The organism is Vicinamibacteria bacterium (assembly GCA_035570235.1).
Lineage (GTDB): Bacteria > Acidobacteriota > Vicinamibacteria > Fen-336 > Fen-336 > DATMML01.
Genome location: DATMML010000015.1, coordinates 82,300 through 108,056 on the forward strand (window position 1 = coordinate 82,300; position 25,757 = coordinate 108,056).

Sequence of the window (25,757 nt, forward strand, 5' to 3'; positions counted from 1 at the left end):
GTAGAATGTCGGGTCACTTCGTGAGACCGACCGGCGCTCGGGGGTCAAGAGCGCACTTCAGACGAGAGAGGATCATTTATGGAGGCGGCCCCGAAGAAGGAAGCCGGCAAGACGGCGTTCACGGACTACGACTACAGCAATTTCTACTACGGGGCCGGCGACGACCCCCTGAACCTGCTCGCCCCCTTCAACGACTGGTACCAGGAAGCCCTCCCCAACGGCTACTACCTGTACTCGGAGCCCTTGTCCACCGCGCCCTCCACCCGCGTCACCGTGCGCAGCCGGAAGACCGGCGAGATCCACGAACTCATCAACATGGCTTCCTACAACTACCTCGGTATCTCCTACCGCGAGGAAGTGAAGGAGGCAGCCATCGAAGCAACCCGCAAGTACGGTCTGGGGGCTTCGGGTTCGCCCATCCTCTCCGGCACCTTCGAAATCCACAACGAGTTGGCCGCGGAGGTGGCCGCGTTCAAGGACAAGGAAGCGGCCATCTTGTTCCCGACCGGCTACAGCGCCAACGTGGGCTTCATCTCCAGCGTCATGCGGGCGGGCGACACCATCCTCCTCGACCAGTACTCCCACGCCTCCATCGTGGACGGGGCCATCCTGGCCAAGTCCAAGACCGTCTTCTTCCGCCACAACAATCCACTGGACCTCGAGCGCAAGCTCACGGGGGTGAAGGGCAAGAAGCTGGTCGTGGTGGAGGGTGTCTACTCCATGGACGGGGACGTGTGCCTTCTCCCCGAAATCGTGGAGGTCGCGAAGCGCCATGGGGCCCGTATCCTCATCGATGAGGCCCACTCCACGTTCCTCTTCGGGGCCAACGGCCGCGGGGTGGCCGAGCACTTCGGCCTGGACAAGGAGGTGGACTTCCACCTGGGCACGTTCTCCAAGAGCCTGGGCGGGCAGGGCGGCTTCGTGTGCGGGACCCGCGCCCTCATCGACTACGTCAACGCCTTCGGTCGCTCGCGGTTCTTCTCCTGCAACCTGGCTCCCAACATCGCGGCCGGCCTACTGGCTGGGCTGCACATCGTGGAGCGGGAGCCCCAGCTCCGGGCCCGGCTCTGGAGCAACGTGGCCTTCCTGCGTCGGCGCTTCGCGGAGGAGGGGATCGACATCGGCAAGTCCACCTCCCAGGTCATGCCCGTGATGGTCAACAACGACGCCAAGGTCTTCGCCATCGCGGAGAGAGTCCAGGAGCGCGGCCTCTTCCTGAACCCCGTGACGTACCCCGCCGTGCCCAAGCACAAGTCTCGCCTCCGCATCTCCGTCTCCGCCGCCCACAGCGAGCAGGAGCTGGAGACGGCGGTCCAGGTCATCGCGGGCGTGCTGCGGGAGGCAGGCATCATCCGGGCCGAGGGGGCATGACCCTGACCCGTTACGGGTACCGCAACGCCATCAGCGGGTTTTTCGAGTTCCCAACCGAGAACGCCCGCCGGATCCTCCCTCGCCACCTGGAGCCGGCGGAACTGCACCATGGCAGCAGCATCTTCTCCTTGACCGCCTTCGACTTCACGGAGAGCGAGGTGGGAGCGTACGGGGAAGTGGTCATGTCGGTGATCGTGGCGCCCCTCATCAAGCCGGGGGAGAAGCTGCCCAAGTCCGCGTTCTACCCCTACCTGGTCGCCACCACCACCAAGGCCGCGCGCGACCACGCCATCGAGCGCTGGCACCTGCCGCACTGGATGGAGGACGTGGGGGTGGTCTTCCAGCCCCAGGGTCGCACCATCACGGCCCGCGTGGCGGCAGACGGAGCCCCGGTGGCCGAGCTGACCATTACCGACTACTCCTGGCAAAAGGTCTCCCACCTCTATCAGTCCTTCATGAAAGACGACGAGGGGGCGTACCTGGCCAACATCACCATGGAGGGGAGCCAGAGCGAGCACGAGGAGGAGACGGGGCGCCTCAAGCTCCACGAGCACCCGTTCAACAAGGATCTGGCCATCTCCGAGATCTACGAGAACCCCTTCCGCGAGCTCTGGATGCGCGACGGCGGCCAGACCTTCGAGCCCCTGATCCAGCTCCAGACCGCCTGAGCGCAAACGACGCCATCTTCGTGGTCTTCAACCCCCACTCGGGCAAAGGGCGGGGAGCGCGGTTCGTGGAGCCCGTCCTGGCCGCGCTCGCCCCCGCCCCCGCCCTCGAGCACGCCCTGACCACCGCCCCGGGGGACGAAGCCCGGCTCACGGAGTTGGCCTTGGCCCGTGGCTTCCGGAAGATCGTGGCCGTGGGGGGGGACGGCACCTGGAGCAATGTGGGCAACGCCATCCTCCGCTCCGGCCTCCCGGCCAGCCTGGGCCTGGTGCCCGGGGGCACGGGATGTGACCTCGCCAAGTCGCTCGGCATTCCCGGCCGCGACGTCCCCGCCTGCGCGCGCATCATCCTCGGCGGCCACACCCGGGCCATCGACGTGGGTCGCATCGAGGACCGCTACTTCCTCAACATCGCCGGCTTCGGCTACGACGTGGCCGTCATCGAGGACTCCTGGAGCGTCGGGTATCTCGAGGGAGAGCCCCTCTATCTCTACTGCGCGCTGCGCCAGATCGGGTCCTTCGAGGGATTCCCGGTCGACCTCGAAGCGGACGGTGCTGCTCTGGGCCGACAGGACCTGCTCATGCTGATCCTGGCCAACGCCCGCGTCTTCGGGGGGGGATTCCAGATAGCCCCCCGGGCCGAGCTCGAGGACGGGCAGCTCGACGCCATGGCCTTCCGCAATATGGGACTCTTCGCGCGCCTCGGCATCATGGCCCGGCTGCTCCGAGGCACGCACGAGGGGTCGGGGAGGGTCACCGCGACCCGCGCCCGGAGCTTCCGCCTCCGGTTCGACCGCCCGCCCACCTACGAGACGGACGGGGAATGGAACCGCGCCAAGGGGACGGACCTCCGCGTGGATACTGTTTCTCGGGCCCTGCCGATCCTCGTCCCCCGGCCGTGAGCTCGCCCCCCGTCGCCCTCCGCGAGGCCATTCGGGCCCGGACCCGGCCCGCGGTGGCGCGGGCGGCGGCGGCGGCGGCCGCGCAGGTGCTGGCCCAGGCCGCGGGGGCCGAGCTACGGGGTGTCGTCTTCTTCGGCTCGCGCCGCACCGAGGCCGGGGCCGACCCCTGGAGCGCCTACGATTTCTTCGTTCTCACCCGCGCCTATCGGGGCTTCTACTCCGCCCTCCGGAAGGCAGGGAAGGTGAAGCGGAGCCCGGCCGTCCTCGCCCTCCTCAACGCCCTCCTGCCCCCGAGCCAGGTCTCGCTCTGGCTCGGCACCCCCGACGCCCCCCTGCATGCCAAGTGCTCCGTGCTCTCCTTCACCGCCTTCCTCCGGGAGACGTCGAGGCGGCGGCACGACCACTTCTGCATCGGGCGGCTCTTCCAGCCTAGCGAGATCGTGCACGCGGCCGACGAAGCCACCGCCGAGCGTATCCTGGACGGACTGGTGAGCGCGCATGAGGAGACCTACCGGTGGGTGCGCCCCTGGCTGCCGGCACAGTTCGACGCCGAGGCCTACGGGCGCACATTGCTGCGGGTCTCGATGGCACGGGAGATCCGACCCGAGCCTCCCGGTCGGGCGGACGCCCTCTGGGAGGTCCAACGCCGCGAGCAGGGCCCCGTCTACGCCCTGCTTCTGGAGACGCTGGCGGCCGGGGGCGAGCTCCGACCCTCGGGGGAGGCACCCGGCACTTACCAGCTGGTCCGGCCGGTCTCCGCGGCGGAGCGACTGGGTATCCAGGCCTACTTCGCTTGGTCCCTCCTCCGCGCTACCGCCCGCTGGGGCAAGCACGTCTTCACCTTCGAGGGCTGGCTCGATTACATCCTGCGCAAGGCGCGCCGGCACGTGGGGGAGGAGATCGTCCTCAGCCCCCGCGAGCGCCGCTGGCCCCTGCTCTTCCTCTGGCCCCGGTTCTTCCGATACCTCCGCCGCCGGGGCCGCGGAGGGCCGCCGTGACCGCGGCCTTCCCGGTCTTCGCCGTGGTCCTGGCCGCCGCTCTCCTCTCCATCGCGGTATACGGGCTCTTGCCTCGGAGGGACGCCGATGCCGACCGCAGGGGCTCCCGGTTCCTGCTCGGGCTCGGCGATTTTCTCCTGCACTGGTTCCTGTGGGCGATCGGCCCCGCCGAGAGGGCCGCCCTCCGCCTCGGCCTCACCCCGAGTGGCCTGAACGCGACGGGCCTCGGCCTCGGGATTCTGGGCGGTCTTTTCATCGGTTTCGGGGGCCTGGAGTTGGGGGGGTGGGCCATCGTGCTCTCCGGGGTCTGCGACGTGCTGGATGGTCGGATCGCACGAGCCCGCAGCCTCACTTCCGCTTACGGGAAGTTCATGGACAGCACCCTCGACCGCTTCGTGGAGGCCTTCACCTTCCTGGGCTTCGCGGCCTACCTCCGCCACCGGCCCTGGGGATCGTTCATGGCGACGGCTGCCCTCGCCGGATCCCTGCTCGTGAGCTACGCCCAGTCCCGGGGCGAGACCGTGGGAGTGACGGGCGCGGGCGGCCTCATGCAGCGCGGGGAGCGCCTGTTACTCATCTGCTTGGCCTGCCTCGTCGACCCCACCCTCACCCTCTGGCGTGCGCAACCTGAGGGAACGATCGTGGTCTGGGTGCTGGCTTTCATAGCCGTCGCCACCTTTGGCACCGCCATCTATCGGACGGCCTGGATCGCAGGTCGGCTTCGGGGACACGGGGATCCCTGAGGGCCTTCTCCTCGCCGCCGTGAGGAGCGAGCCTTCCGCGACCGTGTTTGACGGCCCCCCGGGCCCGGCGTAACGTGGGCCCGTCATGGGTCGGACACTGGAACCCGAGTTCGTAGGCCGGACCTACGATGATTTCCTCTTCCGGCCCCAGGCCGGACGCGCCGCCTCGCGGCGGGAGATCCGCCTGACCAGCCGTCTCTCCCGCGGCCTCTCCGTTGAGCTGCCCGTCTGCTCCGCCAACATGGACAGCGTGACCGAGGCCGGCATGGCCAAGACCATGGCCCTGGAGGGCGGCCTCGGCTTCATCCACCGCGCCATGCCCGTGGCCGCCCAGGCCCAGAGCGTGGCCCGCGTGAAGCGCAGCTACGGCCACTTGGTGGAGCGGCCGCTCTGCCTTCCCCGCGAGGCCAGCATCCGGGAGGCTCGGGATTTCACCCAGAAGCACAACATCACCGGCATCCTCATCGAGGAGACGCGGGGCAGCAACCTCCTGGCGGGTCTCCTCTCCAACCGGGACATGCCGTGGGGGCCGATCAACGAGGGCCGGCGGGTGGACGAGTTCATGACCCCGCTCGCCAAGCTCGTGACCGGGCCCCCGGAGATCGGGGTGGAGGATGCGGAGCGGCGGATGTTCGAGCGCCGCATCGAGAAGCTGCCCCTCCTCGACGACCACGGCCAGATCCGGGGTCTCATCACGAAGAGGGACATCATCCTCGCCCGCCAGCGGCCCTACTCCACCAAGGACGGCAAGGGACGGCTCCGGGTGGGGGCGGCCATCGGGGCGCGGGGGGACTTCTTGGAGCGGGCGGCGGAGCTGGTCAAGGCGGGCGCAGACGTCCTCGTCATCGACATCGCCCACGCCCACTCGGAGGTCATGCGGCAGGCAGTGGAGCGCTTCCGGGCCCGGTTCCCGGACGTCGAGCTCGTGTGCGGAAACGTAGGGACCGCGGCCGGGGCCGAGTTCCTCAAGAACCTGGGGGTGGACGGCATCAAGGTCGGGATCGGGCCCGGCCGGGGATGCCGGACCCGCCTCGAGACCGCGGCCGGCGTCCCCCAGCTCCAGGCCATCCGCGAGGCCTGGTGTGCGGTGGGGGAGTCGGTCCCCATCATCGCGGACGGCGGGATCAAGGAGGACAAGGACATCTTCCTGGCCCTGGCTTGCGGGGCGTCCTCGGTGATGCTCGGGAGCATGATCTCCGGCACCGACGAGGCCCCCGGCCACATGATCGAAGACCCTGGCACGGGGGAGAAGCGCAAGATCTACCGGGGCATGACCTCGCCCCAAGCCGTCTTCGAGGCTCTCTACGACGACGAGAGCGCGGAGGCGGTGACGGCTGCCCTGGACGTACCGGCCGAAGGGCAGGAGATCCAGATCCCCTACAAGGGGACGGTGGTGGATATCCTGCGCCGGATCCGTGGTCACCTCCGCTCGGCGGTGAGCTACGGGGGCGCGGAGGAGTTGGCCGAGGTGCGGGCCCAGGTCACGCCCGACCCCCTCAAGTACCTGATTCCCCTCTCGGAGGCCGCGCGGCACGAATCCTACGACCGCTGAGGCCCCGACCCCACCCGCCCTCGCCCGGGCGGGCTCAGCGACGGGCCAGGATGGCGAGCACCTCGTCGCGACGGGTCTTCGCCCGCTCGAGGAGGGACTCGACCTCGGCCGCCGTCGCCTTCCGGAAGGCCTCGTCCTCGAGGCCGGGCAGGTTCGTGCTCACGTTCCTCGCCGCCCCCCAGACGCCGGCTTCCAAGGACTTGGCGCCCACCTCGAGGTCGGACCGCGAGGCCAGGTTGCCGTGCGCGGCCATCTCCACCATGGCCTCCCAGCAGGCGTCGGCGACGCGCATGGTCCGCAACGGGACCTCCACCGTCTTCCTCAGCCCTTCCTGCAGGCGCTGGTGACGCCGGGCCGCCTGCTCCGGCGTATCCTTCGGCAGCCCCAAGGCGGCCATGTACTCGTTGAAGGCCGCGGTGTCGGCGTCGATCATGGGGATGAGATCGGTCATGGCTTGATGAAGGGTAGGGATGATCCGTCGCATCACGGCGTCTTCGTTCTCGAACTTCCTCTTTCCGTAAGTCGTCCAACCCACCATGGCGCCGAGGGCGGCGCCCATGGCCGCGCTCAGGGCCGCGGCCGAGCCGCCCCCGGGGGCGGGGGCCCGGGAGCCCAGAAGCTCCACGAAGGTTCGGACCGACCCGCCGGCGAGCGGCTCCTCGGCCTTGTCCGCGATCATGTGCTCGATGATGCGCTTCTCCGCCCGGAAAGGCGAGACCGAGCTCAACCCCAGGCGCTCTACGGCTAGGCGAATCTTCTGGCTCTCGTCCAGTATGAAGAGGTCCTCCCGGGAAATGTAGTAGTCGGCCGCGGCTAGCAGGGCCTGGAGGGGGATCAGCCCCACCAATTCCGACCCCGCCACCGCCACCTTGAGCTTCCGCGCCTCCTCCACGCAGGCCTCGAAGGCGACGTGGGGGGGAGTGACGGTGTAGTCGTCGAGGTTCATGGATACCTGGGCCATGCCGTATTCCTCCACGTACCACCCAATTCCCTTCACCGCCTTGAGCTTCCCGGGCGCGTCCGGGCCGCGGCCCTGCTCGCGCACGCTCAAGGCGATGCGATGGGCTTGCTCCTTGGTACCGAGGATGTTCACGTTGTAGGCGATCAGGAAGAAGCGCGCCCCCGCGGCGGTGGCCCCCCAAGCGGGGAGGAAAGCGGAGGGGCCAAAATCGGGCCGCCATTCCGGCCGCACGATCTTTTCCGCCAGGCCCTCGTACTCTCCGGCCCGGATCTGCTTGAGGCTCTTTCGGTGGGCTTCGGTGGCGGCCGCCTCGTAGAGGTAGATGGGGATGCCCAACTCCTCGGCCACGCGCTGCCCGAACGACTTCGCGCAGGCCACGCAGTCGGCCAGGCTCACCCCCGAGACGGGCACGAAAGGGCAGACATCCAGGGCCCCCATCCGCGGGTGGGCTCCCTGGTGGCGCCGCATGTCGATCCGTTCCTTGGCCGCACGGGCGGAGTTCAAGGCGCCCTCTACCACCGCTTCCGGGTAGCCCACAAACGTGTACACCGTACGATTGGTGGACTGACCGGGATCCACGTCCAGCAAGGTGCAGCCCGGGGTCTGGCGGATGCTCTCGGCGATGGCGTCGATGATGGCGCGGTCACGCCCTTCAGAGAAGTTAGGCACGCACTCGACCAACCTTCTCAAGCCCGACCTCGCTCTCGCGGCGAGCAACCGGAGGAAGCGGGGGGGGCGTCGAGCAAGAGGCGCCGCCGAGGGTGCTTCACGCCGTGGCTCCGGGCGGCCCGCGCGCGCGATGCCCCTGCAGTTCCCCTAACCCTCATTACCGCCATGCTAGCAGGGTCCCTCGCCGGGGGGTCGGTTTGACCGCAAGAATTGGGCTTTGTGCGGCCCTCCCGCCGCTCTATCCTGGAACCGGAGGCAAGAAGCCATGAGCAAGGCGGACGGGCCCACCATCTCGGCCCGCCTGGCCCAGCTGCCCTGGACGGAGATCGAGGCCGTGCTCTGGGAGCGCGGCTACGCCCGGACCCACGCTCTGCTGACCGCGGAGGAGTGCCGCCACCTGGCCGCCCTCTACCCGGCCGATGCGCTCTTCCGCAGCCGCATCGACATGGCCCGCCACCGCTTTGGCTTCGGTGAGTACAAGTACTTCGCGAGGCCGCTGCCTTCCCTCGTCGAGGGGCTGCGCACTTACGCCTATCCTCACCTCGCGCGTATCGCAAATCGCTGGATGGAGGCCCTTGGTTCCCCCGCGCGGTACCCGCCGCGCCACAAAGCACTCCTGCGGCTCTGCGCCGAGCACGGCCAGACCCGGCCCACCCCACTTCTGCTGCGCTACGAGGCGGGCGGCTACAACTGCCTGCACCAGGACCTCTACGGCACCCTCCAGTTCCCCCTGCAGATCACCGCCTTCCTGAGCCGGCCCGGGCTGGACTACACGGGGGGGGAGTTCCTGCTCGTGGAGCAGCGTCCCCGCGCACAGTCGAGGGGGGAGGCCTTGCTCCCCGGCCAGGGCGAGCTGCTGATCTTTACCACCGCCCACCGGCCGGCCCGAGGGGCCCGCGGCTATCACCGGGTGAATGTCCGCCACGGACTGAGCCGCGTGCGCAGCGGGCGACGGTACGCGCTGGGCATTATTTTTCACGATGCGCGCTGACCCGCCGGAAGGCGCGGAGTGTCGTACCATGCGGGGCGGGGAGAGGAGGAGGAGCGGTGAAGGGGCCGGCCACGGACGCATTCGCGCAGGTCGAAGAGGAGCTTCTCCGGGAGCGGGCCGCCGCTCTCAAACGCATTGCGGAGACGCTCGAGGAGTTGCTTTCGGGGCTCGGCGCCCTCCGCGCCCTCCTGGACCGGCTCTCGGGCCCCGAGCGCGCCGCCCAGGCCAGAGCATACCGCGCGCTAGGGGAGCAGGCTCGGCTCTACCGCTGGTATCTAGAGGTTCAAAGAGAGGCCCTCGGCCTCCGCGGGCACGACGTGCTCGACGAAATCTATCCGCGGCCGGCCCCGATCCTCGATTGAGCCCGGGGCCGACCCTGACCACAAGCCTCGACTCATGAACGGGGAAATGACCCACGAAGGCAGGACGCGCCGGCTCGCGCAGGCCATCGCGCGGGAGGGCCCCGCACCCGGGGAGCCCTTCCCTTGCCCCTACCTGCCCGGCCGGATGGCCCGCCAAGTCACTCTTCTGCCCACCCCCCTCGCCGCGGGGGTGTACCACTCCCTCATGGATCTGAACTTTCGGCGGCTCGGCCTTGTCTTTTATCGCCCCGACTGCGAGGGCTGCGGGGAATGCCGGATGATACGCGTGCCCGTGAGCGCGTTCCGGCCCTCCCGGAGCCAGCGGCGATGCTGGGCCCGCAATGCCGACCTGACGGTTGAGGTCGGCCGCCCCGTACCCACCGAGGCCAAGCGCCGCCTGTATAAGCGCTACCTGGATCATCGGCATGACGGGCAGATGGACGGCTCGCCCGCCGAGTTCCGTTTGTTCCTCTACACCTCCAGCGTTCGGACGGTCGAGATCGCCTACCTGTGCCGGGGCCGCGTCCTGGGCGTGGGACTCGCCGACCTTGAGCCCCAGGCCATGAGCGCGGTCTATTGCTACTTCGAGCCCGACGCCGAATCGCGCTCCCTAGGTGTCTTCAATGTGCTCCGCATGATCGAGGAATGCCGGCGGCGGGGGCTGCCTCACCTCTACCTCGGGTACTACGTGAGGGAGTGCGGACGGATGAGCTACAAGGCTGCCTACCGTCCCTGTGAGATACTGGATCCGACCGGACGCTGGGTTCGTGACGGGTCCGGAAATGAGACAGTGAGCGGCCGCTAAGGACTGGAAACACAGGACTTCCTGGGAAGCACACTGCAGTCGCTACCGGGTGTGAAACTTGCATCCACCTTAGGATGCAATGCCTTCGCGAAAACGAGCAGGGTCCGAGCCGCCTGGCCATTGTGACGAAGGTGATCCGCTGACGAGCGAATCCGACCGCACCGCGCCCATCAGCGCGACCGCCGCAGGAGCGGAAAAAACGCCCGCCATCGAATGGCCTTGCGTTCCCGGACCCGTGGCCTCCACGGAAGGACGGACGGGTCCCGGCCCCCCGCCGCCGCGCTGGGTCCTCGAGAGTCGGGCCGAGACCGGAAGTCAGTTGCGGCGGGTGCCCATCCACCCCCTGCCCTTCCGCATCGGACGCCGCCCGGGTCTCGACCTTACCCTCCCCTCCCTGGCCGTGTCCAAAACCCACGCGGAGATTTACGCGGCGGGCGACCTCCTCCGCTTGCGGGACCTGGGCAGCACCAACGGCACGTTCCTCAACCACGAGTTGATCACCGACCGGCCGGTCAGCGACGGCGACATCCTCCACTTCGCGGATTTCGAGTTCCGCTTGGGTCGACAGGAGGGGGGAGGAAAGGCCGCCCCCGTGCGCTCGGATTCGGATACCACGATCACGATGCACCGAGGGGACCTCTCCCGGCAGTTCGCGGAGGGGACTCGCGAGCTCACGGAGCTGATCCGGGACGGGGCCGTTACCATCGCCTTCCAGGCCATCGTCGAGATCCCGAGCGGCGCGGTCGCCGCCTACGAGGCCCTCGGCCGCGGGCGCCATCCGCGCCTCCCCGAGAGCCCGAGCGAGCTGTTTCGCATCGCAGAGAGCCTGGGGGCGGAGGCGGAGCTGAGCCGGCTCTTTCGCCGCCGGGCGGTGGAGCTGGTTCGGGATCGCCCGCATCTGCCCACCCTCTTCCTCAACACTCATCCCACCGAGTTGCGGCAGCCCGGCCTGGTGGAGTCGCTGGAGGAGCTTCGGGGTGTGGCCCCCCATCTGGACCTCGCCCTGGAGATCCACGAGAGCGCCCTCGCCGCACCCGCCGTCATCGGCGCGCTGCGGGAGCGACTGGCGGAGATGAACGTGGGCCTGGCCTACGACGACTTCGGCGCCGGCCAGGCGCGCCTCCTCGAGCTAGCGGAGGCCCCCCCCCACTACCTGAAGTTCGACCGGCGCTTCGTGACCGGCATAGATCAAGCGCCGGCCTCGCGACGGAGGGTCCTCACCTCCCTGGTGACGGTAGCCCGTGAGCTCTTGGTCAGGACGGTGGCGGAGGGCATCGAGACCGCGGCCGAGTACGAGGTTTGCGCCAGCGTCGGTTTCACGCACGGCCAGGGATTCCACCTGGCCCGGCCCGTCCCGGCCGAAGACCTGTAAGTGACCTTCCGCAGGTCCCCCTCGGCCGGAGGGCTCCTGGTCGAGGCCCGGAAGAAAAGGCTCCACGCGTCGCGGCCCCAACCTGGACCACCCGATGGGGGAGACGGCGGGCGTAGTCGCGGCCCACGATGGACCACCGCGCGGTGGACAGAACCGGCCGGGAGCCTTGCCTCAGCGTCCGGGGGCGACCCCCGCAATGTTCCCGTCGAACCGCCAGGAGCCCGTCCGGCTGGGGTGGGTGAGGGCCTGCTGCAGGGCGGCCAAGTAGCGGGCGCGCGGCCACTCCTCGGCTCCGAAACGGGCCAAATGCGAGGTGTAAACCTGGCAGTCGATGAGCTCGATGCCCCAGCGGGCCAGTTGCTCCACGAGGGTGACGAAGGCCGCCTTGGATGCGTCCGGGGCGCGCGCGAACATCGATTCCCCGAAGAAGGCCGCCCCCAGCGACACCCCGTAGACGCCCCCGGCCAAGGTCCCGTCGCGCCACGCCTCGACCGAGTGGGCGAACCCCCGCCGGTGCAGCTCGGTGTAGGCCTCGATCATGGCGCCGGTGATCCAGGTGCCGGGCTGGTCGGGACGCGGCGCGCTCGCGCAAGCCTCGATCACGGCCGGGAAGGCGGTGTCCAGGGTGAACCGATAGAGCCCCTTGCGCAGAGTCTTGCGCAGGCTCCGCGAGACGCGGAGCTTTGGGACCCGGAGCACCGTTCGTGGATCCGGGGAGTGCCACAGGATCGGCTGTCCGTTCGAGTACCAAGGGAAGATGCCGGAGGAGTAGGCGAGGATGAGGCGCTCGGGGCGGAGGTCGCCCCCCGCGGCCAGAAGGCCGTCGTCCTCGGAGTACTCCACCGATGGGAACAGCAGCCGCCGGTCGAGACGGAAGACAGGCACCGGAGATCCCCTCCCTTATTGTACGTTCGACGGCGGGGGGCAAATCCCCCAGCGTGCACCTCGAGGTGAACGTGGACTTCAGACCTCCGCTCGCGCTATCCCTTTTACTCGCCCTCCTCCCGGCCGCGCACGCCGCGGACCTGCCCGCCATCCGGGAGCGGGGCCACCTCCGCGTGCTCACCGTGCTCACCAGCCAGCAGAGCGACTTTTTCTCCGCCCAACCCGGCAAGGGCTTCGACCGGGAGCTGCTGGAGGGCTTCGCGACCCTCGTGCGGGTCAACCTCGAAACCGTCGCCCAGTCCAGCTGGGACGCCCTTGTCCCCGCCCTCCTGGCGGGGAAGGCGGACCTCATCGCCGGCCGTTTCACGGTGACGGAGGGCCGCCGCAAGCTCATCGCCTTCACCAGCGAGGTCTTTCCCACCCGCAACGTCGTCCTGACCCGCAAGCCCCACCGCGTGGTGACGACCCTGGAGGAGCTTCGGGCGGAGAAAGTCGGGACGGTAAAGGGTACGAGCATGGCGGAGGCGGTACAGGCGGCGGGGATCCCCGGGGGAAACGTCGATGAGACGATCCCCACCGGCACTCTCCCCGCCGCCCTCAAGGCGGGAAGGGTCACCGCCGTCGTCCTCGGGGTCGAGAACGCGATCGACGCTCAGCGCCAGGATCCCGACCTCCAGCTTGGCCTCTTCCTCGGCCCGCCCCGCTCTCTCGCCTACGGCGTGCGAAAGGAGGACACCGAGCTTCGCCAGGCCCTGAGCGACTACATCGACAACCTGCGGCGGACGCCCACCTGGAGCCGGCTCGTGGTCAAGTACTTCGGGGAGGCGGCCCCCGACATCCTCAGGAAGGCGCGCCAGGAGTGAGATCGTGCGCTCAGGATGCTCCCGGGGAGACCGTCTCCCGGGGGCCCTCGACCTCGAAGGTCAGCTTGTCCTCCCCGAGGCCCAGGGTGACCGTCCCCCCGTTCTCCAGTCTCCCGAACAGGATCTCTTCCGTCAGGGGATCGCGTACCTCGGTCTGGACCAGCCGGGACAGATGCCGCGCGCCGTATCTCGTGTCGTAGCCCTTGCGCGCCAGGTAGGCCCGCGCTTCCGGGGCGAGGGTGATGGCCACGCGCCGCTCCGCGAGCTGGGCCTCCAGCTCCAGGATGAACTTCTCCACGATGGTCTCCATTACCTCGGGAGAGAGCGGGTTGAAGCTCACGGTGGCGTCCAGTCGGTTTCGGAACTCGGGGCTGAAGAGGCGTTCCAGGGCGCGCTTGCCCCGGTTCCGCGCGTCCCGGGCCTGGTCGCCCGCGAAGCCGATGCTGCCCGCCGTCATTTCGCGCGAGCCCGCGTTGGAGGTCATGATTAGGACCACCTGGCGGAAGTCGGCCTTGCGGCCCGTGTTGTCGGTCAGGGTAGCGTGGTCCATCACCTGAAGGAGGATGTTGAAGAGATCGAAGTGAGCCTTCTCGATCTCGTCCAGGAGGACCACGCTGTAGGGATGGGCGCGCACAGCATCCACCAGCACCCCCCCCTGCTCAAAGCCCACGTAGCCGGGGGGGGCCCCAATGAGCCGCGCCACCGCGTGCTTCTCCATGTACTCGCTCATGTCGAAGCGATGGAACTCGTTGCCCAGGTGGCGGGCGAGCTGCTTGGCGAGCTCGGTCTTGCCGACCCCGGTAGGGCCGGTAAAGAGGAAGCAGCCCGCCGGGTGGTCGGGATGGCCGAGCCCCGCCCGCGAGCGCTTGATGGCCCGCGCCACCGTGCGCACCGCCTCCTCCTGGCCGAACACCACCCGGCCCAGAGACTCCTCCAGCGTGCGCAGCCGCTCCTTCTCGGAGAGCGTGGCCTGCTTCTCGGGGATCCGCGCCATCCGCGCAATCACGCGTTCGATCTCCGGAGTGTCCACCCGCTTGCCGGGCTCCGCGGAGTGGAGCCGCAGGGCGGCCCCCGCCTCGTCGATCACGTCCACCGCGCTGTCGGGAAGCTTGTGCTCGCGTAGGTGGCGCGCGGCCAGGCGCACCGCCGCCTCCAGCGCGGCCTCCGTGTAGACGACCCCGTGGTGGGCCTCGTAGCGCGTCTTCAAGCCCTTCAGGATCTTCGCCGTATCCTCGAAGGACGGCTCTTCCACCGCGATCTTCTGCAGCCGACGGAAGAGGGCGCGGTCACGCTCGATGTGCTTGAACTCCTCGAAGGTGGTCGAGCCGATGAGGCGGATCCGTCCCTCGGTCAGAATGGGCTTCACGAGGTTGGCCAGGTCCATGGTCCCGCCCGTGGTCGCCCCCGCCCCCACCATGGTGTGGAGCTCGTCGATGAAAAGGATCGCCTTCGGCCGTTTACCGAGGGCCCCCATGAGCGCCTTGAAGCGCTCCTCGAAATCGCCCCGGAAGCGCGTCCCCGCCAGGAGGGACCCGCTATCCAGGCCGAAGATCTCGGCGCCCTTCAGGATCTCGGGGACGTCGTCGGCCAGGAGACGCTGGGCCAGCCCCTCCACGAGCGCGGTCTTGCCCACCCCCGCCTCGCCCACGAAGACGGGGTTGTTCTTGCGTCGCCGGCAGAGAACCTCGAGCGCGCGCTGGATCTCCGGGTGGCGGCCGATCAGGGGATCGAGCTGGCCCAGGCGGGCACGCTCGGTCAGGTTGACGGCATAGGCGGAGAGGGGATCGCGGGGAGGGAGGGGTGCCTCCTCAGCTTCGCCTGCGGGCACCGTGGGCTCGGGCTCGCCCCGGGGGACCTTGGTGATGCCGTGCGAGATGTAGTTCAGCACATCGAGGCGGGTCACGTCCTGGCCCGCGAGCAGCTTGGCGGCCTGGGACTTCGGCTGCTGAAGGAGGGCGGCCAGAACGTCGCCCACGTTGGCCTCGTCGCGCCCCGCGCTCTGGACGTGCAGGACGGCCGCCTGCAGCACCCGCCGGAAGGCCAAGCTCTGGATGGGCTCTTGCTCCAGCCCCTTCGGGAGGCGCTCGATCTCGTCCTCCAGGTGGCGGCGCAGGTCCTCGCGCAGGCGGTCCAGGTTTGCCCCGCAGGCCTTCAGGATCTCCTCCCCCAAGGGGTCGTGGGCCACCGCGTAGAGCAGGTGCTCCAGGGTCAGGTGGGCGTGGTGCCGGGCCAGGGCCTCCCGCTCGGCAACGTTGAGGACCATCTCCAGGGTCATGCTGAACATGCGGGGCTTCTCACTCCTCTTCTAGGCTCGCCCGCAGGGGATACCCGTGCTCGCGGGCAAGGTCGTGAACCAGCGCCACCTTGGTCTCGGCCACCTCGTGGGGGTAGGCCCCGCAGACCCCGAAGCCCCGGGTGTGGACCTGCATCATGATGCGATGGGCTTCGGCGGGGGACTTGTGGAAGACGGACTCCAGGACCTCGACCACGAACTGCATGGTGGTGTAGTCGTCGTTGTGAAGGATCACTTTGTAGAGCTGCGGCCGCTTGATCTTGGGTCGGGTCTTCTCCTGCACCTCCCCGTCGGTGCGTCGCTCTTCGCCGGCCATACCCCATTTTACGCCGGGCTCGTGCGCGGGCGCGAGGCGGGGACCCGCGGGGAGGCCAGCGGTGGTAGGCTTGCCCCACCAAGCCTTCCCGGCACCTGCGAAAGGGGATCTCATTGAGCGCCTGCGGCCGCCGTTTCCCCGCTTGGCTGGCCCTTGCCTTCCTGGCCGCCAGCCAAGCTCCGCGGGCCCACGCCGCCCAGGTTCCCCTGCCCCCCCGGCCGGCCCAGTACGCTACCGATCGCGCCCAGGTGTTCCCACCCGCCCGGCTCGCCGCCCTCAACGCAAGACTCGCCGACTTCGAGCGTGTGACCTCGAATCAGGTCCTGGTCTACGTGGACCGGTCCCTCCCACCGGGCACGAGCCTGGAAGAAATGGGGGCCACGGCCATCCGGCAGTGGGGGGTCGGCCAGAAAGGCAAGTCCAACGGCGTCATCATCTTCGTCTTCACCGACGATCGCGCCCTGCGGTTGGAAGTGGGCTACGGCCTCGAAGGCGTTCTGCCCGACGCCCGCGCCCGTCAGATTACGTCCGATGTCATCAAACCCTTCCTGAAGAGGGGCGACACGGCGGGTGGGATTGAAGCTGGCGTGGAGGCCGTCTTCGCCGCCGTCCGGGGCGAGGGCTTCCAGGGAACGGGACGCACCGCGGCCGAGGGCCTCCGAGGGAGGGCGTCGGGCGGATACTCCTTCGCGCTGGTGGTGTTCCTGGTGGCGGGAGTCTTCATCATCCTGGTCGTTGCCCTCATCATCTGGGCCGTGAAGCAGGCCTCCGGGGAGGGGAGAACTTCGTCCCCGTCCGACCCGTCGTCGGCTTCATCTTCGTCCTCGGACTCGTCCTCGTCCTCGTCCTCCGCCTCCTCGTCCTCCTCGGACTCCTCGGACTCCTCGGACTCCTCGAGCTCATCGAGCTCGGACTTCTCGGGCGGGGGAGGGGACGGTGGTGGCGGGGGATCTAGCGACAGCTGGTGAGGCACGAAAGAGCGGCTTCGGTAACCGAGAGCAGCTTGAACAAGGTCCGCCTCGCCGGTCGCCCGGAAGCGAAGCCCGCCCAGGGGCCGTGGACCCGACCGGCCTCCGTTCGTGGTAGCGTGGGGCACCCTGATTCACGGGCATGACAAGCTCTACGGCCCGGCGGGCGCCGGACGCGAGAGAACAGAGAGCCTCGAGGCCTCGTCGAGGTCTTGGCAGAGGGGGCGGAAGTCGGCAAGGTCTCGTCGCGGACGCCGACTCTGAGTTGTCCAGTCTCGGGCCGACGAAGCGCGCAAGGAGGTTGTGATCATGCGTAGAGAGCTCACGTGGGTGGCGGCCCTCGTCGCCGGCTCCCTGGCCCTGGCCTGCGGGAAGGCCCCCGCCCAAGTCGCCCTCAAGGCGGCCGACGCGGCCATCGAGGCCGCCCGCCCCGAGGTCGAGAGATTCGCTCCCCAGGAGTTCAAGTCCCTGGCCGATTCCTCGCGGGCCGCCCACGACCGATTCAACCAGGGAGACTACAAAGGCGCCCTCACCGAGGCCGAGGCCCTCCCCGCCCGGGTCAAGGCCGCCTTGGCCGCCGCCCAGGCTAAGAAGGGAGAACTGGCCCGGGCCTGGGCCGATCTCCAGGCCAACCTGCCCGCGACGTTGGCCACGGCCACCACCCGGCTCGCCGAGCTCTCGACCAAGCGGAGGCTCCCCGCCGGCCTGGACAAGGCCAAGCTCACCCAAGCCAAGAGCGATTTGGACGCCATCACCCAGACATGGACCGAGACCACCGCTTCCTTCCAAAAAGGCGACGTGCCGGAGGCGGTGGCGAAGGCCAGGACCGTCAAGGCCCGGCTGGATGGGCTCATGACCGGTCTCGGGATCACCGCCCCCGCGTCTCCAGCCCCTGCGCCCTGACCCCGGCCCTCCGGTCGAGCCCCCCCGGCCATTTCCCACATGAGGGCGGGGAGACGGATGACGCCCGCCGGTGTCCTTGTCTGCCTGGCCACCCTTCTGCCCCCAGGCTGCCGCGCCCGGCCGGAGGCGCGGACCGTGGAGGAGACCATCCTGGACCGGCGGAGCGAGGGCCTGGAAGCCCTGACCGAGGGCGCCCGCAAGAATAGCGGCCGCCTCCTCGCGCCCGAAGACATCCTGATCGTGGTGGGGCAGGGCCTCGTCCAGCAAGTGCTCGACGGCGCGGTGCCCTTCGAGCGGACGATCGGCAATCGCTTCCGCGTCCGCGTGGCCCACTGCACCGTGCACTTGGAAGACGGGCTCGCCTTGGTCCAGTTGGAGGGGCGGGCCAGCCTGGCCGGGGGAGAAGAGGTGGGCGCGGAGCTCACGGTTTACGGCGGGCTGGACGTGGTGGACTTGGACCCGCAGTCGGGGGTGCTCCGGGCAGGGGTCCACGTCTTCGCGGTCGAGGCTAAGAGAGGGGGCCTGCTCGGCCTGCCCACTCCGACGGAGAGGCTGGCGGAGGAAATCGGCCGGGAGAAGCTGGAGAGCTTCTCCCTCCTGCTCTCCTCGGTCGAGATCCCCGTCCGGCTGGAGCGCGCCGTCACGCTTCCTGCCATCGGCACGGAGAGCGGGGTGTCGATCGCGGCCGCCCACCTACCCTTGAACCTCTCCGTGGTCGAGGTCCTCTCCTTCCAGCGCCGGCTATGGGTGACGATCCGAGCTTCGCCCACGGGCCCTCCGGGGACGCGATGAGAGCGGGAATCGGTACGGTCCTCGCCCTCCTGCCCCTCTTCGTGGCCTTGGGATGCGACCAGGGGCCGGGGCGCGCGGCCAAGGAGCGCCTAGCCCGGAAGCGTGCCCGCCAGGAGAGGCTCGGAAGGCGCTTCCCGGAGGTGGCAACCCAGGATCCCATGGTGAGGCAGGTCCAGGCGGATGAAGGGCAGGTCCTCCTGGCCCTCCGGGCCTCGTTTCTCCAGCGGGCGATCGAGGACGTCGCCCAAACCTACCTCGATCGCGTCAATCTCGACCTGCGCTTGAATGCAAAGGTCGATGCCGAGGGCGAGGCGAGGCTGGACAGTAAGCTGCTGGGCGAATTCACGGCCGGGGCCTGGAGAGTGCACGTCGAGATCCCCCGGGTGCGGGCCGTCCTCCGTGCGGGAAAGCCCGTGCTCCGGCTGCCCGCAGCCGACCGGATCGCGCTCGAGATGCCCGTCACGCTCATCAACGGCGAGGGCTCCGCCACCATTCACTTCGAATGGAGTGCCCGCGGGTTGGCGGGGCTCGCGTGCCACGACTTCGAGCTGACGCGGGTATTGCGGGGGATCGCAATTCCCGAGACCTACGCCCTCTCGGGGGCCCTCGTCCTCGCCGTCGAAGACAACGCCGTCCTGGCCCGCCCTGACTTCCCGGACGCCAGGGTCCGCCTCCGGGTGGGCCTGCCGCCCGAGGCCTGGAAGGAGGTCCGGGACGCTCTCGACGAGCAGAAGGCGTTCTCCAAGTGCGGGCTCGCCCTCAAGTTCGTGAACACCGCGACCATTCTGGAGAAGCTGGAGGCGGTCATGCGGCGGGGCTTTGAGGTGAGAATCCCCCAGAGGTTGCTTCGGGCATTCCGGCTTCCCGTCCGGGTGGAGCCGTCGGTGACGATCGAGGGCCGCCGCCTCGCCTTGAGGGTCAAGCCGCACGAGGTACGCACGGCCGAGGACGCTCTCTGGCTCGCCGCCGAGGTGGAAGCCCGCGCCGAACCCGCCTCGCCGCCGCCCTGAACCGGGGCGGCACGCCCCTTCCGTCCGGAGCGCAGAGCGGGCGCCCGGGTTCGCCGGTTGCGCGGGAAGCCTAGGCGCGGGCCAGCGCTTCCGCGAGCGCTCCCGCCACCCGGGCGTTGTGGCGCAGGAGAGCCCGGTTGGAGAAGACGCTTCTGCCCTCGGTCAGCTCGCGCAGCCGCTCGAGGAGGAACGGCGTGACGCCGCGACCCCGAAGGCGGGCGCGGGCGGCGTCGGCCAAGGCCTGGGCCAGGGCTCTGTCGTAGAGCGGGCCCGGCATCTCCTCCTCCGGGGGAATGGGGTTGGCCACCACCACCCCGGTGCCGAACCCGAGGGACCAGTGGGCCCGCACCGCCCTCGCCAGTTCCTCCAGGGCGTCGAAGCGCCGGTCCACAGGCAGATCGCTTTCCCGCCGGTAGAAGGCGGGGAATCTGTCCGTGCCCAGGCCATAGGTGGGCACGCCCAGGGTCTCCAGCGCCTCCACCGTCTTGCCGAGATCGAGCACCGCCTTGGCCCCCGCGCAGACCACCGCCACCGGGAAGCGGGCAAGGGCGCTCAGGTCGGAGGACACGTCCCCGCTCTCGGCCGCGTCGCGGTGGACGCCCCCGATCCCGCCCGTGGCGAGCACCTTGATGCCGACCCGGTGGGCGAGGAAGAGAGTGGCGGCCACGGTGGTGGACCCCGCCCGGCCGCTCGCAAGCTGGGCCGCCAGGTTGCTGAGGTTGAGCTTGGCCACCTCCTTTGACATGGCCAACCGCTCGAGTTCGCCCGCATCGAGACCCACGTGAGCCCGGCCGTCCAGGACGCCGATGGTGGCCGGCACCGCCCCCGTCGCGCGCACCTCGGCTTCCAGCTCCGCGGCCGCGCTCACGCCCTCCGGGTGGGGCAGCCCATGGGTGACAAGCGTGGTCTCGAGAGCCACCACCGGGCGCCCGGCGGCGAGGGCCTCCGCCACGTGGGGAGCGACGGTCCAGAGGTCGCTCACGGTGGGGACCACTCTCCCAGCCGGATCCGGGCCCGCTCCGGCGTGGCTCCCAGCAATCCTGTCGGACCCCAGTCCGCGATGGCGAAGCTGGCGGCCACGATGCCCCGCTGGAGCGCGCGCTCCAGGGGGTCGCCCTGGAGCCAACCGGCGAGCAGACCTCCCGCGAAAGCGTCCCCCGCCCCCGTGGGGTCCACGGCTTCTCCCCGGGCCGCCCATTCCACGAAACGGTCCCCGCGGACGTCGAGGAGCAGCCCTCCCCGGAGCCCACGCTTGAAGACCACGTAGCGCAGCCGTCCCCCCGTCAAGGAGCGGAGGGCGGGTCGGGGATCTTCCCGGGCGCCCTCGAGCTCCATCTCGTCCTCGCTCAGGAAGAAGGCATCCACCCGCGCCAGCACTTCCCGGAAGAGGGGAAGCGTCTCCCGGCGGAGCAGGAGGAAGGGATCGAGAGAGAGAAACGCTCCTTCGCGCGAGGAGAGCGAGTCCACGAGCGCCTTCTGGACGGCGAACGGCATGGGGGCCAAATGGAAGGCGCGCGCCTCCCTCCAAGCGGCGGGAATGCGATCGGCGGTGGGGGAGACCTCGGCATGGGAGGGACGGTCCAGACGGTGCACGATCTGGCGCCGGGTCCCCTCGTAGAGGAGCCAGGTGCGGGCGCCCGGGCGGCCGAGGTCGTGCACGCCTTCAAGCTCGACTCCGCGGGTGGCCACCGCTTCCAGGGCCCAAGCGGGGTAGTCGCGGCCGCGCCAGCTCACCAGGCCGGTAGGGAGCCCCCAGAGGGCCGCCCCCAGGGCCGCGTAAAGGATCGCCCCCCCGGGCTCGCTCATGCGCGTGCGCCCGTCCGGGAAGACCAGATCGTCCACGAGCAGGTTGCCAAGCACGACCAGGTCCGGGCCCACCGCGGCCCTAGCCCTGTACCGTGGGCAGCTTCGCGAAGGCGCGGACCAGGGCCTGGGCCCGGGCGGGGTCAAGAGGGTTGGACCAGAGCCCGCCCTCCTTGAGGGAGGAGCCGACGATGAAGGCATCCGCGGCTGCGTAGTCCCGGATATTCTCCGCGCTCACCCCCGAACCCACGAGGGTGGGCACTCCCGCCGCCGCGCTCACCCTCCGCACTTCCTCGGGGTCGGCGGGACGGCCGGTGGCCGGCCCGGTGACGATGACGGCGTCGGCCAGGAAGAACTCCGCCGCGTGCGCGGTCTCCTCGAGGTCCACGTCCGCGGTGATGGCGTGGGCGGCGTGCTTCTTCTTTATGTCCGCGAAGACGCGGACCCCCTCTGCGCCGATGGCCCGCCGGTAGCGCAGCACGTCCCCCGCACTGGATTCGATCAGGCCTTCGTCGGCCACGTGGGCGAAGACGAAGCCCTCCCCCCGCACGAAGGACGCCCCGCAGGCGTGGGCCACGGCCAGAGCCTCGCGGTTCGCCCCCGCCAGCACCTGCACCCCGAGGGGCAGGGGCACCGCCCGGCGGACCTCGCGGCCCGCCACCGCCATGGCGGCCACCACCTCCGGCCCCACCGCTCCTTTGAGGTACGGTCGGTCATGCATGTTCTCGATCATCAGGCCCTGGAAGCCGGCCGCGGCATAGATCCGGGCTTCCCCCACCGCTTTCTCCGCGATGGCCTCGACGCCCTTGGCGGCAGCGGGCGTCCCCGGCAGCGCGTCAAGGTGGATCACGCCGATGAGGACGCGGGGAGCGCCGAAGAGAGAGGCCACGAGGCGGCGGGGATCCATTCGCGTCTCGATGATAACCCCAGACGGGTTGTCACCGTCCGGGGGGCGGCGGGGGAAGCCTGGTGTCCGGGACGTCGAGGGCCCGCGCGAGCTCTCTGAGTTTTGCCTGGACCTTCTTCATGTTGCGGGGACCGATGCGAAGGAACTGCTTCTGGGCCGGGGTCAAGGCCTCCAGCTTCCCCTCCGCGAACTCGTAGGTCGTGGCATGTCGGACCACGGGCACGTCGCCCGCCAGTACCGGGGTCTGGAGGAGGGCGACGAACGCACGTTCCAGGGTGGCGGGGAAGCCGCCCTCCGGATGGCCCAGCTCCTTGTGCGCGGCCTCCAAGAGGGGGGCGAGGACACGGAGCGCCCGCGCACACCCCGGGGCGTCCACGGAGTCCACGGCGTCGGCGAAGGCATCGTATTCCTCGTAGCTCTTGGGGTCTACGAGGAGCCGACCGCGCTCGGAGCGCGTGCGGAAACCGGCTTTGGGAGCCAGGAAGCCCAAATGGGGCCGGGGCGTCTCGCCGTCGGCCACGTTCTCGACCACGGCCACTGCGGTCCTAATGAGTCCGCGGGTTGCGAGCCAGGCCACGAAGGAGGGGCTCGAGGACAGACCCCGAGCGAGCTCACGCACGAGCGCGTCGCTAGCGTCCAAGGCAGGGAGCGGAATCGATTCCGGCGAGGGAGCGCCGGGAGAGGGGGAGGCGGCAGTGGGGGTGGGCGGGGGAGCGGGGGAGGGGGCGTGGGGCCGGGGGAGGAAGAAGTAGAGCAGCGCAGAGATCCCTGCGATGAGAAGACCGAGTCCCGCCACCCAGGCCGTGAGGGGCAGGGCCGGCCGGGGCCCGCCCCAAGGCTCCGGGGGCGGGGGCGCCCCCGCGTCCTTAGCTGTCCGGTCGAGATCGAAGTCGTCCAGATCAGGCATGGGCGCGGGCCGTCAAGCCAAGTCGGCGGGCTGGATGGGCAGACGCCGAATCCGCTTGCCGGTAGCGGCGAAGATCGCGTTCCCGACTGCGGCCGCGATCGGAGGCAGCCCCGGCTCCCCGGCTCCGGTCGGGGCTTCGCGGCTGGGCACGATATGCACCTCCACCACGGGCATCTCGTTGATGCGCAGCACCTCAAAGTCGTAGAAGTTGTTTTGCTGCACGCGGCCTTCGGCGATGGTGATACCGCCCTTGAGGGCGGCGCTGAGCCCGTAAACGATCGCGCTCTCCATCTGCGCCCGTACCCCGTCCGGGTTCACCGCCCGCCCGCAGTCCACCGCGCAGACCACGCGGTGGACGCGCACGCCGCCGTCCTGGTCCACCGACACCTCCGCCACCTCGGCCACGTAGGTGTCGAATGAGAAGTGGCACGCGAGGCCGCGGCCCCGCCCCGGGGGAAGGGGCTGGGTCCAGCCCGCGCGCGCGGCCGCCAGCTCCACCACCGCCTTGAGCCGGGAGGTGTTGAGGACGGACTCGTTGTCCGGGGGGAGCCGGATCTGGCGTGGCTCGGCCAGCAGGCGCCGCCGCAGCTCCAGGGGGTCCACCTTGGCCGCGGCCGCCACCTCGTCCAGGAAGCTCTCGGTGACGAAGCCGTTGATCGAGTGCTCCACCGACCGCCACCAGGCCACGGGCACTCCGGTGGGCGCGGGTGAGAACTCCACCCGCACACTCGGAAACGCGTAGGGCAGGTTGACGGCGCCCCCGATCTCGCTCTCCTCGGGCCGGGCCTGGTCGGGATGCCAAAAGTCACTGATGGAGGTCGAGACCAGCCGGTGCATCCAGGCACGGGGCCGGCCCTCCCCGTCGAGGGCCGCGCTCAGCCGATGGTAGGCCGCGGGCCGGTAGAAATCGTGCTGGATGTCGTCTTCCCGCGTCCAGACCAGGTGGATGGGGGCGCCCACGGCCTTCGACACCTGGGCGGCCTCGACCACGAAGTCGGCCTGATACCGCCGGCCGAATCCGCCTCCCATGAGCGTGGTGTGGACGGTGACGGCTTCGGGCTTGAGCTCGCCGATCTTCGCGATCACGTCCAGCGCCCATTGCGGGCCCTGCGAGGGAACCCAAGCCTCCGCCCGGTCGGCGCGAATGTCCACCGTGCAGTTCATAGGCTCCATGGTGGCGTGGGCCTGGAAGGGGAGCTGGTAGACGGCCTCCAGCTTGCGGCCCGCGCCGGCGAGCGCGGCCAAGGCGTCGCCGTCGTTGCGGACGATCTTGCCGGGCAGCTGCGACAGCTCCTCACACTTCTTGAGCAGCGCGGAGCTGCTCTCAGCGGCGTGGGGTCCCAGGTTCCACTCGATCTTCAAGGCCTCGCGCCCCTGCATGGCGGCCCAGGTGTTGTCCGCCACCACCGCCACACCACCCGCGCTGTGGGCCCCCTGCGCCACGGGCGGGATCTCCACCACCCGGCGCACGCCCGGCACGGCCAGGGCGCGGGCGGGGTCGAACTTGGCGGGCCGCCCTCCGAAGACGGGGCAGCGGGCCACGACCGCGAAGAGCATGCCCGGCACCCGCACGTCGAGGCCATAGCGGGCGCTGCCATCCACCTTGGAGGGGATGTCGGTGCGGGCGAGCGACTCCCCGACGACCACGAACTCGGCGGGGTTCTTGAGGCTCACCGTCTTGAGATCGGGGACGGGCAGACGGGAAGCGGCGGCCACCAGATCCCGGTAGGGGAGCCGCTTCAGCCGCGGGCCGTGGACCACGGTCCCCTTCTCCGTCCTGCAGGTGTTGGCGTTCACCTGCCAAGCCGCGGCCGCGGCTTGGACGAGCATGGCCCGGGCCGCCGCCCCCGCCTGGCGCAGGGGCAGCCAGGAGGTGCGGACGCTGCCGCTGCCCCCGGTCCCGTGGTCGTAGACGGTGGGCTGGGTGGGGGCCTGCTCGACGCGAACGCTTGGCCACTCGACGTCCAGCTCTTCGGCCAAGATCATGGCCATCGACGTCAGGACGCCTTGGCCCATCTCGGACTTGGCCACGATCAGGGTGACCTCGCCTTCCTTGTCCATCCGGATCCAGGCGTCGAACGGGTTGGGGGCCTTCCTCTCCTGCGGCCCTTGGGCCCCCAAATCTGCGGAGAAGCGGAAGCCGATGACCAGGGCCGCACCCCCGCTCACCCCCGCCCTCAAGAAAGTGCGCCGCGACAGACCGGCGGGGGTCATCGCGCGACTCCCTTGCCCTCCGCGGCCCGGTGGACGGCGCGCCGGATGCGCTGATAGGTCCCGCAGCGGCAGATGTGCCCGCCCAAGGCGGCGTCGATGTCCTCGTCGGTGGGTTTGGGCTTTCGCGCCAGGAGTTCGGCCGCGGTCATCAGCATGCCGGACTGGCAGTAGCCGCACTGCGGCACCTGTTCCGCGATCCAGGCCTGTTGGAGGGGGTGGCTGCGGTCCGGGGATAGACCTTCGATGGTCGTGATCTTGTGGTCGCCCACGGTTTCTATGGCGGCCATGCACGAGCGTATGGCCTCGCCGTCGACGTGCACGGTGCAGGCCCCGCATTGGGCGACCCCGCACCCGAACTTGGTGCCCGTGAGGCTGAGCCCGTCGCGCAGTACCCAGAGCAGGGGCGTGCCCGGCTCCGCCTCCACGCGCCGGCTCTGGCCGTTGACGATGAGGGTGTAAGCGGCCATGCGCACCTCCGGAGGTGAGAAGCGAGCCTAGCATGGCC

Annotated in this window: 25 protein-coding genes; 15 read left to right on the forward strand and 10 right to left on the reverse strand. The window is 69.8% G+C overall.

The annotated features are described in order from the left end of the window. Positions 1-78: 78 nt before the first annotated feature. The 6 genes from VN461_02630 to VN461_02655 all read left to right on the forward strand — a co-directional run bounded on the left by VN461_02630 (position 79) and on the right by VN461_02655 (position 6,231). Positions 79-1,371 (forward strand): aminotransferase class I/II-fold pyridoxal phosphate-dependent enzyme, encoded by a 1,293-nt coding sequence (locus VN461_02630; protein HXB53648.1) that lies wholly within the window; start codon positions 79-81, stop codon positions 1,369-1,371. Continuing rightward, complete coding sequence (locus tag VN461_02635) at positions 1,368-2,039, forward strand: hypothetical protein (GenBank protein HXB53649.1); 672 nt, start codon at positions 1,368-1,370, stop codon at positions 2,037-2,039. The genes VN461_02630 and VN461_02635 overlap by 4 nt, the downstream gene beginning before the upstream one ends. 20 nt (positions 2,040-2,059) lie before the next feature. After that, positions 2,060-2,938, forward strand: coding sequence for a YegS/Rv2252/BmrU family lipid kinase (locus VN461_02640; protein ID HXB53650.1), 879 nt, complete (start codon positions 2,060-2,062; stop codon positions 2,936-2,938). Beyond that, positions 2,935-3,936, forward strand: a complete 1,002-nt coding sequence (locus VN461_02645) for a hypothetical protein (protein ID HXB53651.1) — start codon at positions 2,935-2,937, stop codon at positions 3,934-3,936. The genes VN461_02640 and VN461_02645 overlap by 4 nt, the downstream gene beginning before the upstream one ends. Then, complete coding sequence (locus VN461_02650; GenBank protein HXB53652.1) at positions 3,933-4,679, forward strand: CDP-alcohol phosphatidyltransferase family protein; 747 nt, start codon at positions 3,933-3,935, stop codon at positions 4,677-4,679. Before VN461_02645 ends, VN461_02650 begins: the two co-directional genes overlap by 4 nt. Positions 4,680-4,764: 85 nt before the next feature. Further along, positions 4,765-6,231 (forward strand): IMP dehydrogenase, encoded by a 1,467-nt coding sequence (locus VN461_02655; protein HXB53653.1) that lies wholly within the window; start codon positions 4,765-4,767, stop codon positions 6,229-6,231. Positions 6,232-6,265: 34 nt separating this feature from the next. On the opposite strand, the gene ftcD is transcribed toward VN461_02655, so the two are convergent. Beyond that, positions 6,266-7,909 carry a glutamate formimidoyltransferase gene (ftcD, locus tag VN461_02660; protein ID HXB53654.1) on the reverse strand — a complete coding sequence of 548 codons (1,644 nt, stop codon included), beginning with the start codon at positions 7,907-7,909 and terminating at the stop codon, positions 6,266-6,268. A 217-nt stretch (positions 7,910-8,126) separates the two neighbouring features. On the opposite strand from ftcD, the gene VN461_02665 reads away from it, so the two are divergent. The 4 genes from VN461_02665 (at position 8,127) to VN461_02680 (ending at position 11,391) form a co-directional block, all read left to right on the forward strand. After that, positions 8,127-8,852, forward strand: coding sequence for a 2OG-Fe(II) oxygenase (locus tag VN461_02665; GenBank protein ID HXB53655.1), 726 nt, complete (start codon positions 8,127-8,129; stop codon positions 8,850-8,852). Between the two features lie 56 nt (positions 8,853-8,908). Continuing rightward, the gene (locus tag VN461_02670) at positions 8,909-9,214 is read left to right on the forward strand and encodes a hypothetical protein (protein HXB53656.1); all 306 of its coding nucleotides are present in this window, start codon (positions 8,909-8,911) and stop codon (positions 9,212-9,214) included. 34 nt (positions 9,215-9,248) lie between these two features. Then, positions 9,249-10,019 carry an arginyltransferase gene (locus VN461_02675; protein ID HXB53657.1) on the forward strand — a complete coding sequence of 257 codons (771 nt, stop codon included), beginning with the start codon at positions 9,249-9,251 and terminating at the stop codon, positions 10,017-10,019. Between the two features lie 328 nt (positions 10,020-10,347). Continuing rightward, positions 10,348-11,391 carry an EAL domain-containing protein gene (locus tag VN461_02680; protein HXB53658.1) on the forward strand — a complete coding sequence of 348 codons (1,044 nt, stop codon included), beginning with the start codon at positions 10,348-10,350 and terminating at the stop codon, positions 11,389-11,391. A gap of 171 nt (positions 11,392-11,562) precedes the next feature. On the opposite strand, the gene aat is transcribed toward VN461_02680, so the two are convergent. Continuing rightward, entirely contained in the window at positions 11,563-12,276 is a 714-nt protein-coding gene (gene aat, locus VN461_02685) for a leucyl/phenylalanyl-tRNA--protein transferase (protein HXB53659.1), read from the reverse strand. A 71-nt stretch (positions 12,277-12,347) separates the two neighbouring features. On the opposite strand from aat, the gene VN461_02690 reads away from it, so the two are divergent. Continuing rightward, positions 12,348-13,139, forward strand: a complete 792-nt coding sequence (locus VN461_02690) for a transporter substrate-binding domain-containing protein (GenBank protein HXB53660.1) — start codon at positions 12,348-12,350, stop codon at positions 13,137-13,139. A gap of 10 nt (positions 13,140-13,149) precedes the next feature. Here the strand turns inward: VN461_02690 and clpA are convergent, their stop codons facing one another. Next, positions 13,150-15,423, reverse strand: a complete 2,274-nt coding sequence (clpA, locus tag VN461_02695) for an ATP-dependent Clp protease ATP-binding subunit ClpA (protein HXB53661.1) — start codon at positions 15,421-15,423, stop codon at positions 13,150-13,152. Positions 15,424-15,433: 10 nt separating this feature from the next. Then, entirely contained in the window at positions 15,434-15,748 is a 315-nt protein-coding gene (clpS, locus tag VN461_02700; GenBank protein HXB53662.1) for an ATP-dependent Clp protease adapter ClpS, read from the reverse strand. A 113-nt stretch (positions 15,749-15,861) separates the two neighbouring features. Here clpS and VN461_02705 point away from each other — a divergent pair, with 113 nt between their 5' ends. From VN461_02705 to VN461_02720, 4 genes are all read left to right on the forward strand, one after another. Continuing rightward, a complete protein-coding gene (locus tag VN461_02705) occupies positions 15,862-16,716 on the forward strand; it encodes a TPM domain-containing protein (GenBank protein ID HXB53663.1) in 855 nt (284 codons plus the stop codon). 309 nt (positions 16,717-17,025) lie between these two features. Beyond that, positions 17,026-17,619: a hypothetical protein gene (locus tag VN461_02710; GenBank protein HXB53664.1), complete on the forward strand. Its 594-nt coding sequence runs from the start codon at positions 17,026-17,028 to the stop codon at positions 17,617-17,619. Positions 17,620-17,676: 57 nt separating this feature from the next. Continuing rightward, positions 17,677-18,411 (forward strand): hypothetical protein, encoded by a 735-nt coding sequence (locus VN461_02715; GenBank protein ID HXB53665.1) that lies wholly within the window; start codon positions 17,677-17,679, stop codon positions 18,409-18,411. Further along, positions 18,408-19,421, forward strand: coding sequence for a hypothetical protein (locus VN461_02720; GenBank protein ID HXB53666.1), 1,014 nt, complete (start codon positions 18,408-18,410; stop codon positions 19,419-19,421). Before VN461_02715 ends, VN461_02720 begins: the two co-directional genes overlap by 4 nt. A 70-nt stretch (positions 19,422-19,491) precedes the next feature. Here the strand turns inward: VN461_02720 and VN461_02725 are convergent, their stop codons facing one another. The 6 genes from VN461_02725 to VN461_02750 are packed head-to-tail and all read right to left on the reverse strand — an operon-like array spanning position 19,492 to position 25,719. Beyond that, the gene (locus VN461_02725; GenBank protein ID HXB53667.1) at positions 19,492-20,403 is read right to left on the reverse strand and encodes a pseudouridine-5'-phosphate glycosidase; all 912 of its coding nucleotides are present in this window, start codon (positions 20,401-20,403) and stop codon (positions 19,492-19,494) included. After that, the gene (locus tag VN461_02730; GenBank protein HXB53668.1) at positions 20,400-21,299 is read right to left on the reverse strand and encodes a carbohydrate kinase family protein; all 900 of its coding nucleotides are present in this window, start codon (positions 21,297-21,299) and stop codon (positions 20,400-20,402) included. The genes VN461_02725 and VN461_02730 overlap by 4 nt, the downstream gene beginning before the upstream one ends. 7 nt (positions 21,300-21,306) lie before the next feature. Beyond that, positions 21,307-22,131, reverse strand: coding sequence for a BtpA/SgcQ family protein (locus VN461_02735; GenBank protein HXB53669.1), 825 nt, complete (start codon positions 22,129-22,131; stop codon positions 21,307-21,309). A 31-nt stretch (positions 22,132-22,162) separates the two neighbouring features. Next, complete coding sequence (locus VN461_02740; GenBank protein ID HXB53670.1) at positions 22,163-23,038, reverse strand: DUF3014 domain-containing protein; 876 nt, start codon at positions 23,036-23,038, stop codon at positions 22,163-22,165. Between the two features lie 12 nt (positions 23,039-23,050). Next, entirely contained in the window at positions 23,051-25,252 is a 2,202-nt protein-coding gene (locus tag VN461_02745; protein ID HXB53671.1) for a xanthine dehydrogenase family protein molybdopterin-binding subunit, read from the reverse strand. Next, entirely contained in the window at positions 25,249-25,719 is a 471-nt protein-coding gene (locus tag VN461_02750) for a (2Fe-2S)-binding protein (GenBank protein HXB53672.1), read from the reverse strand. Before VN461_02750 ends, VN461_02745 begins: the two co-directional genes overlap by 4 nt. Positions 25,720-25,757 lie beyond the last annotated feature (38 nt).

Bases quoted from the DNA above. Each gene is read 5' to 3' on its own strand.
- VN461_02630 (HXB53648.1), top strand. From the start codon at position 79: ATGGAGGCGGCCCCGAAGAAGGAAGCCGGCAAGACGGCGTTCACGGAC.
- VN461_02635 (HXB53649.1), top strand. From the start codon at position 1,368: ATGACCCTGACCCGTTACGGGTACCGCAACGCCATCAGCGGGTTTTTC.
- VN461_02655 (HXB53653.1), top strand. From the start codon at position 4,765: ATGGGTCGGACACTGGAACCCGAGTTCGTAGGCCGGACCTACGATGAT.
- VN461_02665 (HXB53655.1), top strand. From the start codon at position 8,127: ATGAGCAAGGCGGACGGGCCCACCATCTCGGCCCGCCTGGCCCAGCTG.
- VN461_02675 (HXB53657.1), top strand. From the start codon at position 9,249: ATGAACGGGGAAATGACCCACGAAGGCAGGACGCGCCGGCTCGCGCAG.
- clpA (HXB53661.1), bottom strand. From the start codon at position 15,423: ATGTTCAGCATGACCCTGGAGATGGTCCTCAACGTTGCCGAGCGGGAG.
- clpS (HXB53662.1), bottom strand. From the start codon at position 15,748: ATGGCCGGCGAAGAGCGACGCACCGACGGGGAGGTGCAGGAGAAGACC.
- VN461_02710 (HXB53664.1), top strand. From the start codon at position 17,026: ATGCGTAGAGAGCTCACGTGGGTGGCGGCCCTCGTCGCCGGCTCCCTG.
- VN461_02715 (HXB53665.1), top strand. From the start codon at position 17,677: ATGACGCCCGCCGGTGTCCTTGTCTGCCTGGCCACCCTTCTGCCCCCA.
- VN461_02720 (HXB53666.1), top strand. From the start codon at position 18,408: ATGAGAGCGGGAATCGGTACGGTCCTCGCCCTCCTGCCCCTCTTCGTG.
- VN461_02735 (HXB53669.1), bottom strand. From the start codon at position 22,131: ATGGATCCCCGCCGCCTCGTGGCCTCTCTCTTCGGCGCTCCCCGCGTC.
- VN461_02740 (HXB53670.1), bottom strand. From the start codon at position 23,038: ATGCCTGATCTGGACGACTTCGATCTCGACCGGACAGCTAAGGACGCG.
- VN461_02745 (HXB53671.1), bottom strand. From the start codon at position 25,252: ATGACCCCCGCCGGTCTGTCGCGGCGCACTTTCTTGAGGGCGGGGGTG.
- VN461_02750 (HXB53672.1), bottom strand. From the start codon at position 25,719: ATGGCCGCTTACACCCTCATCGTCAACGGCCAGAGCCGGCGCGTGGAG.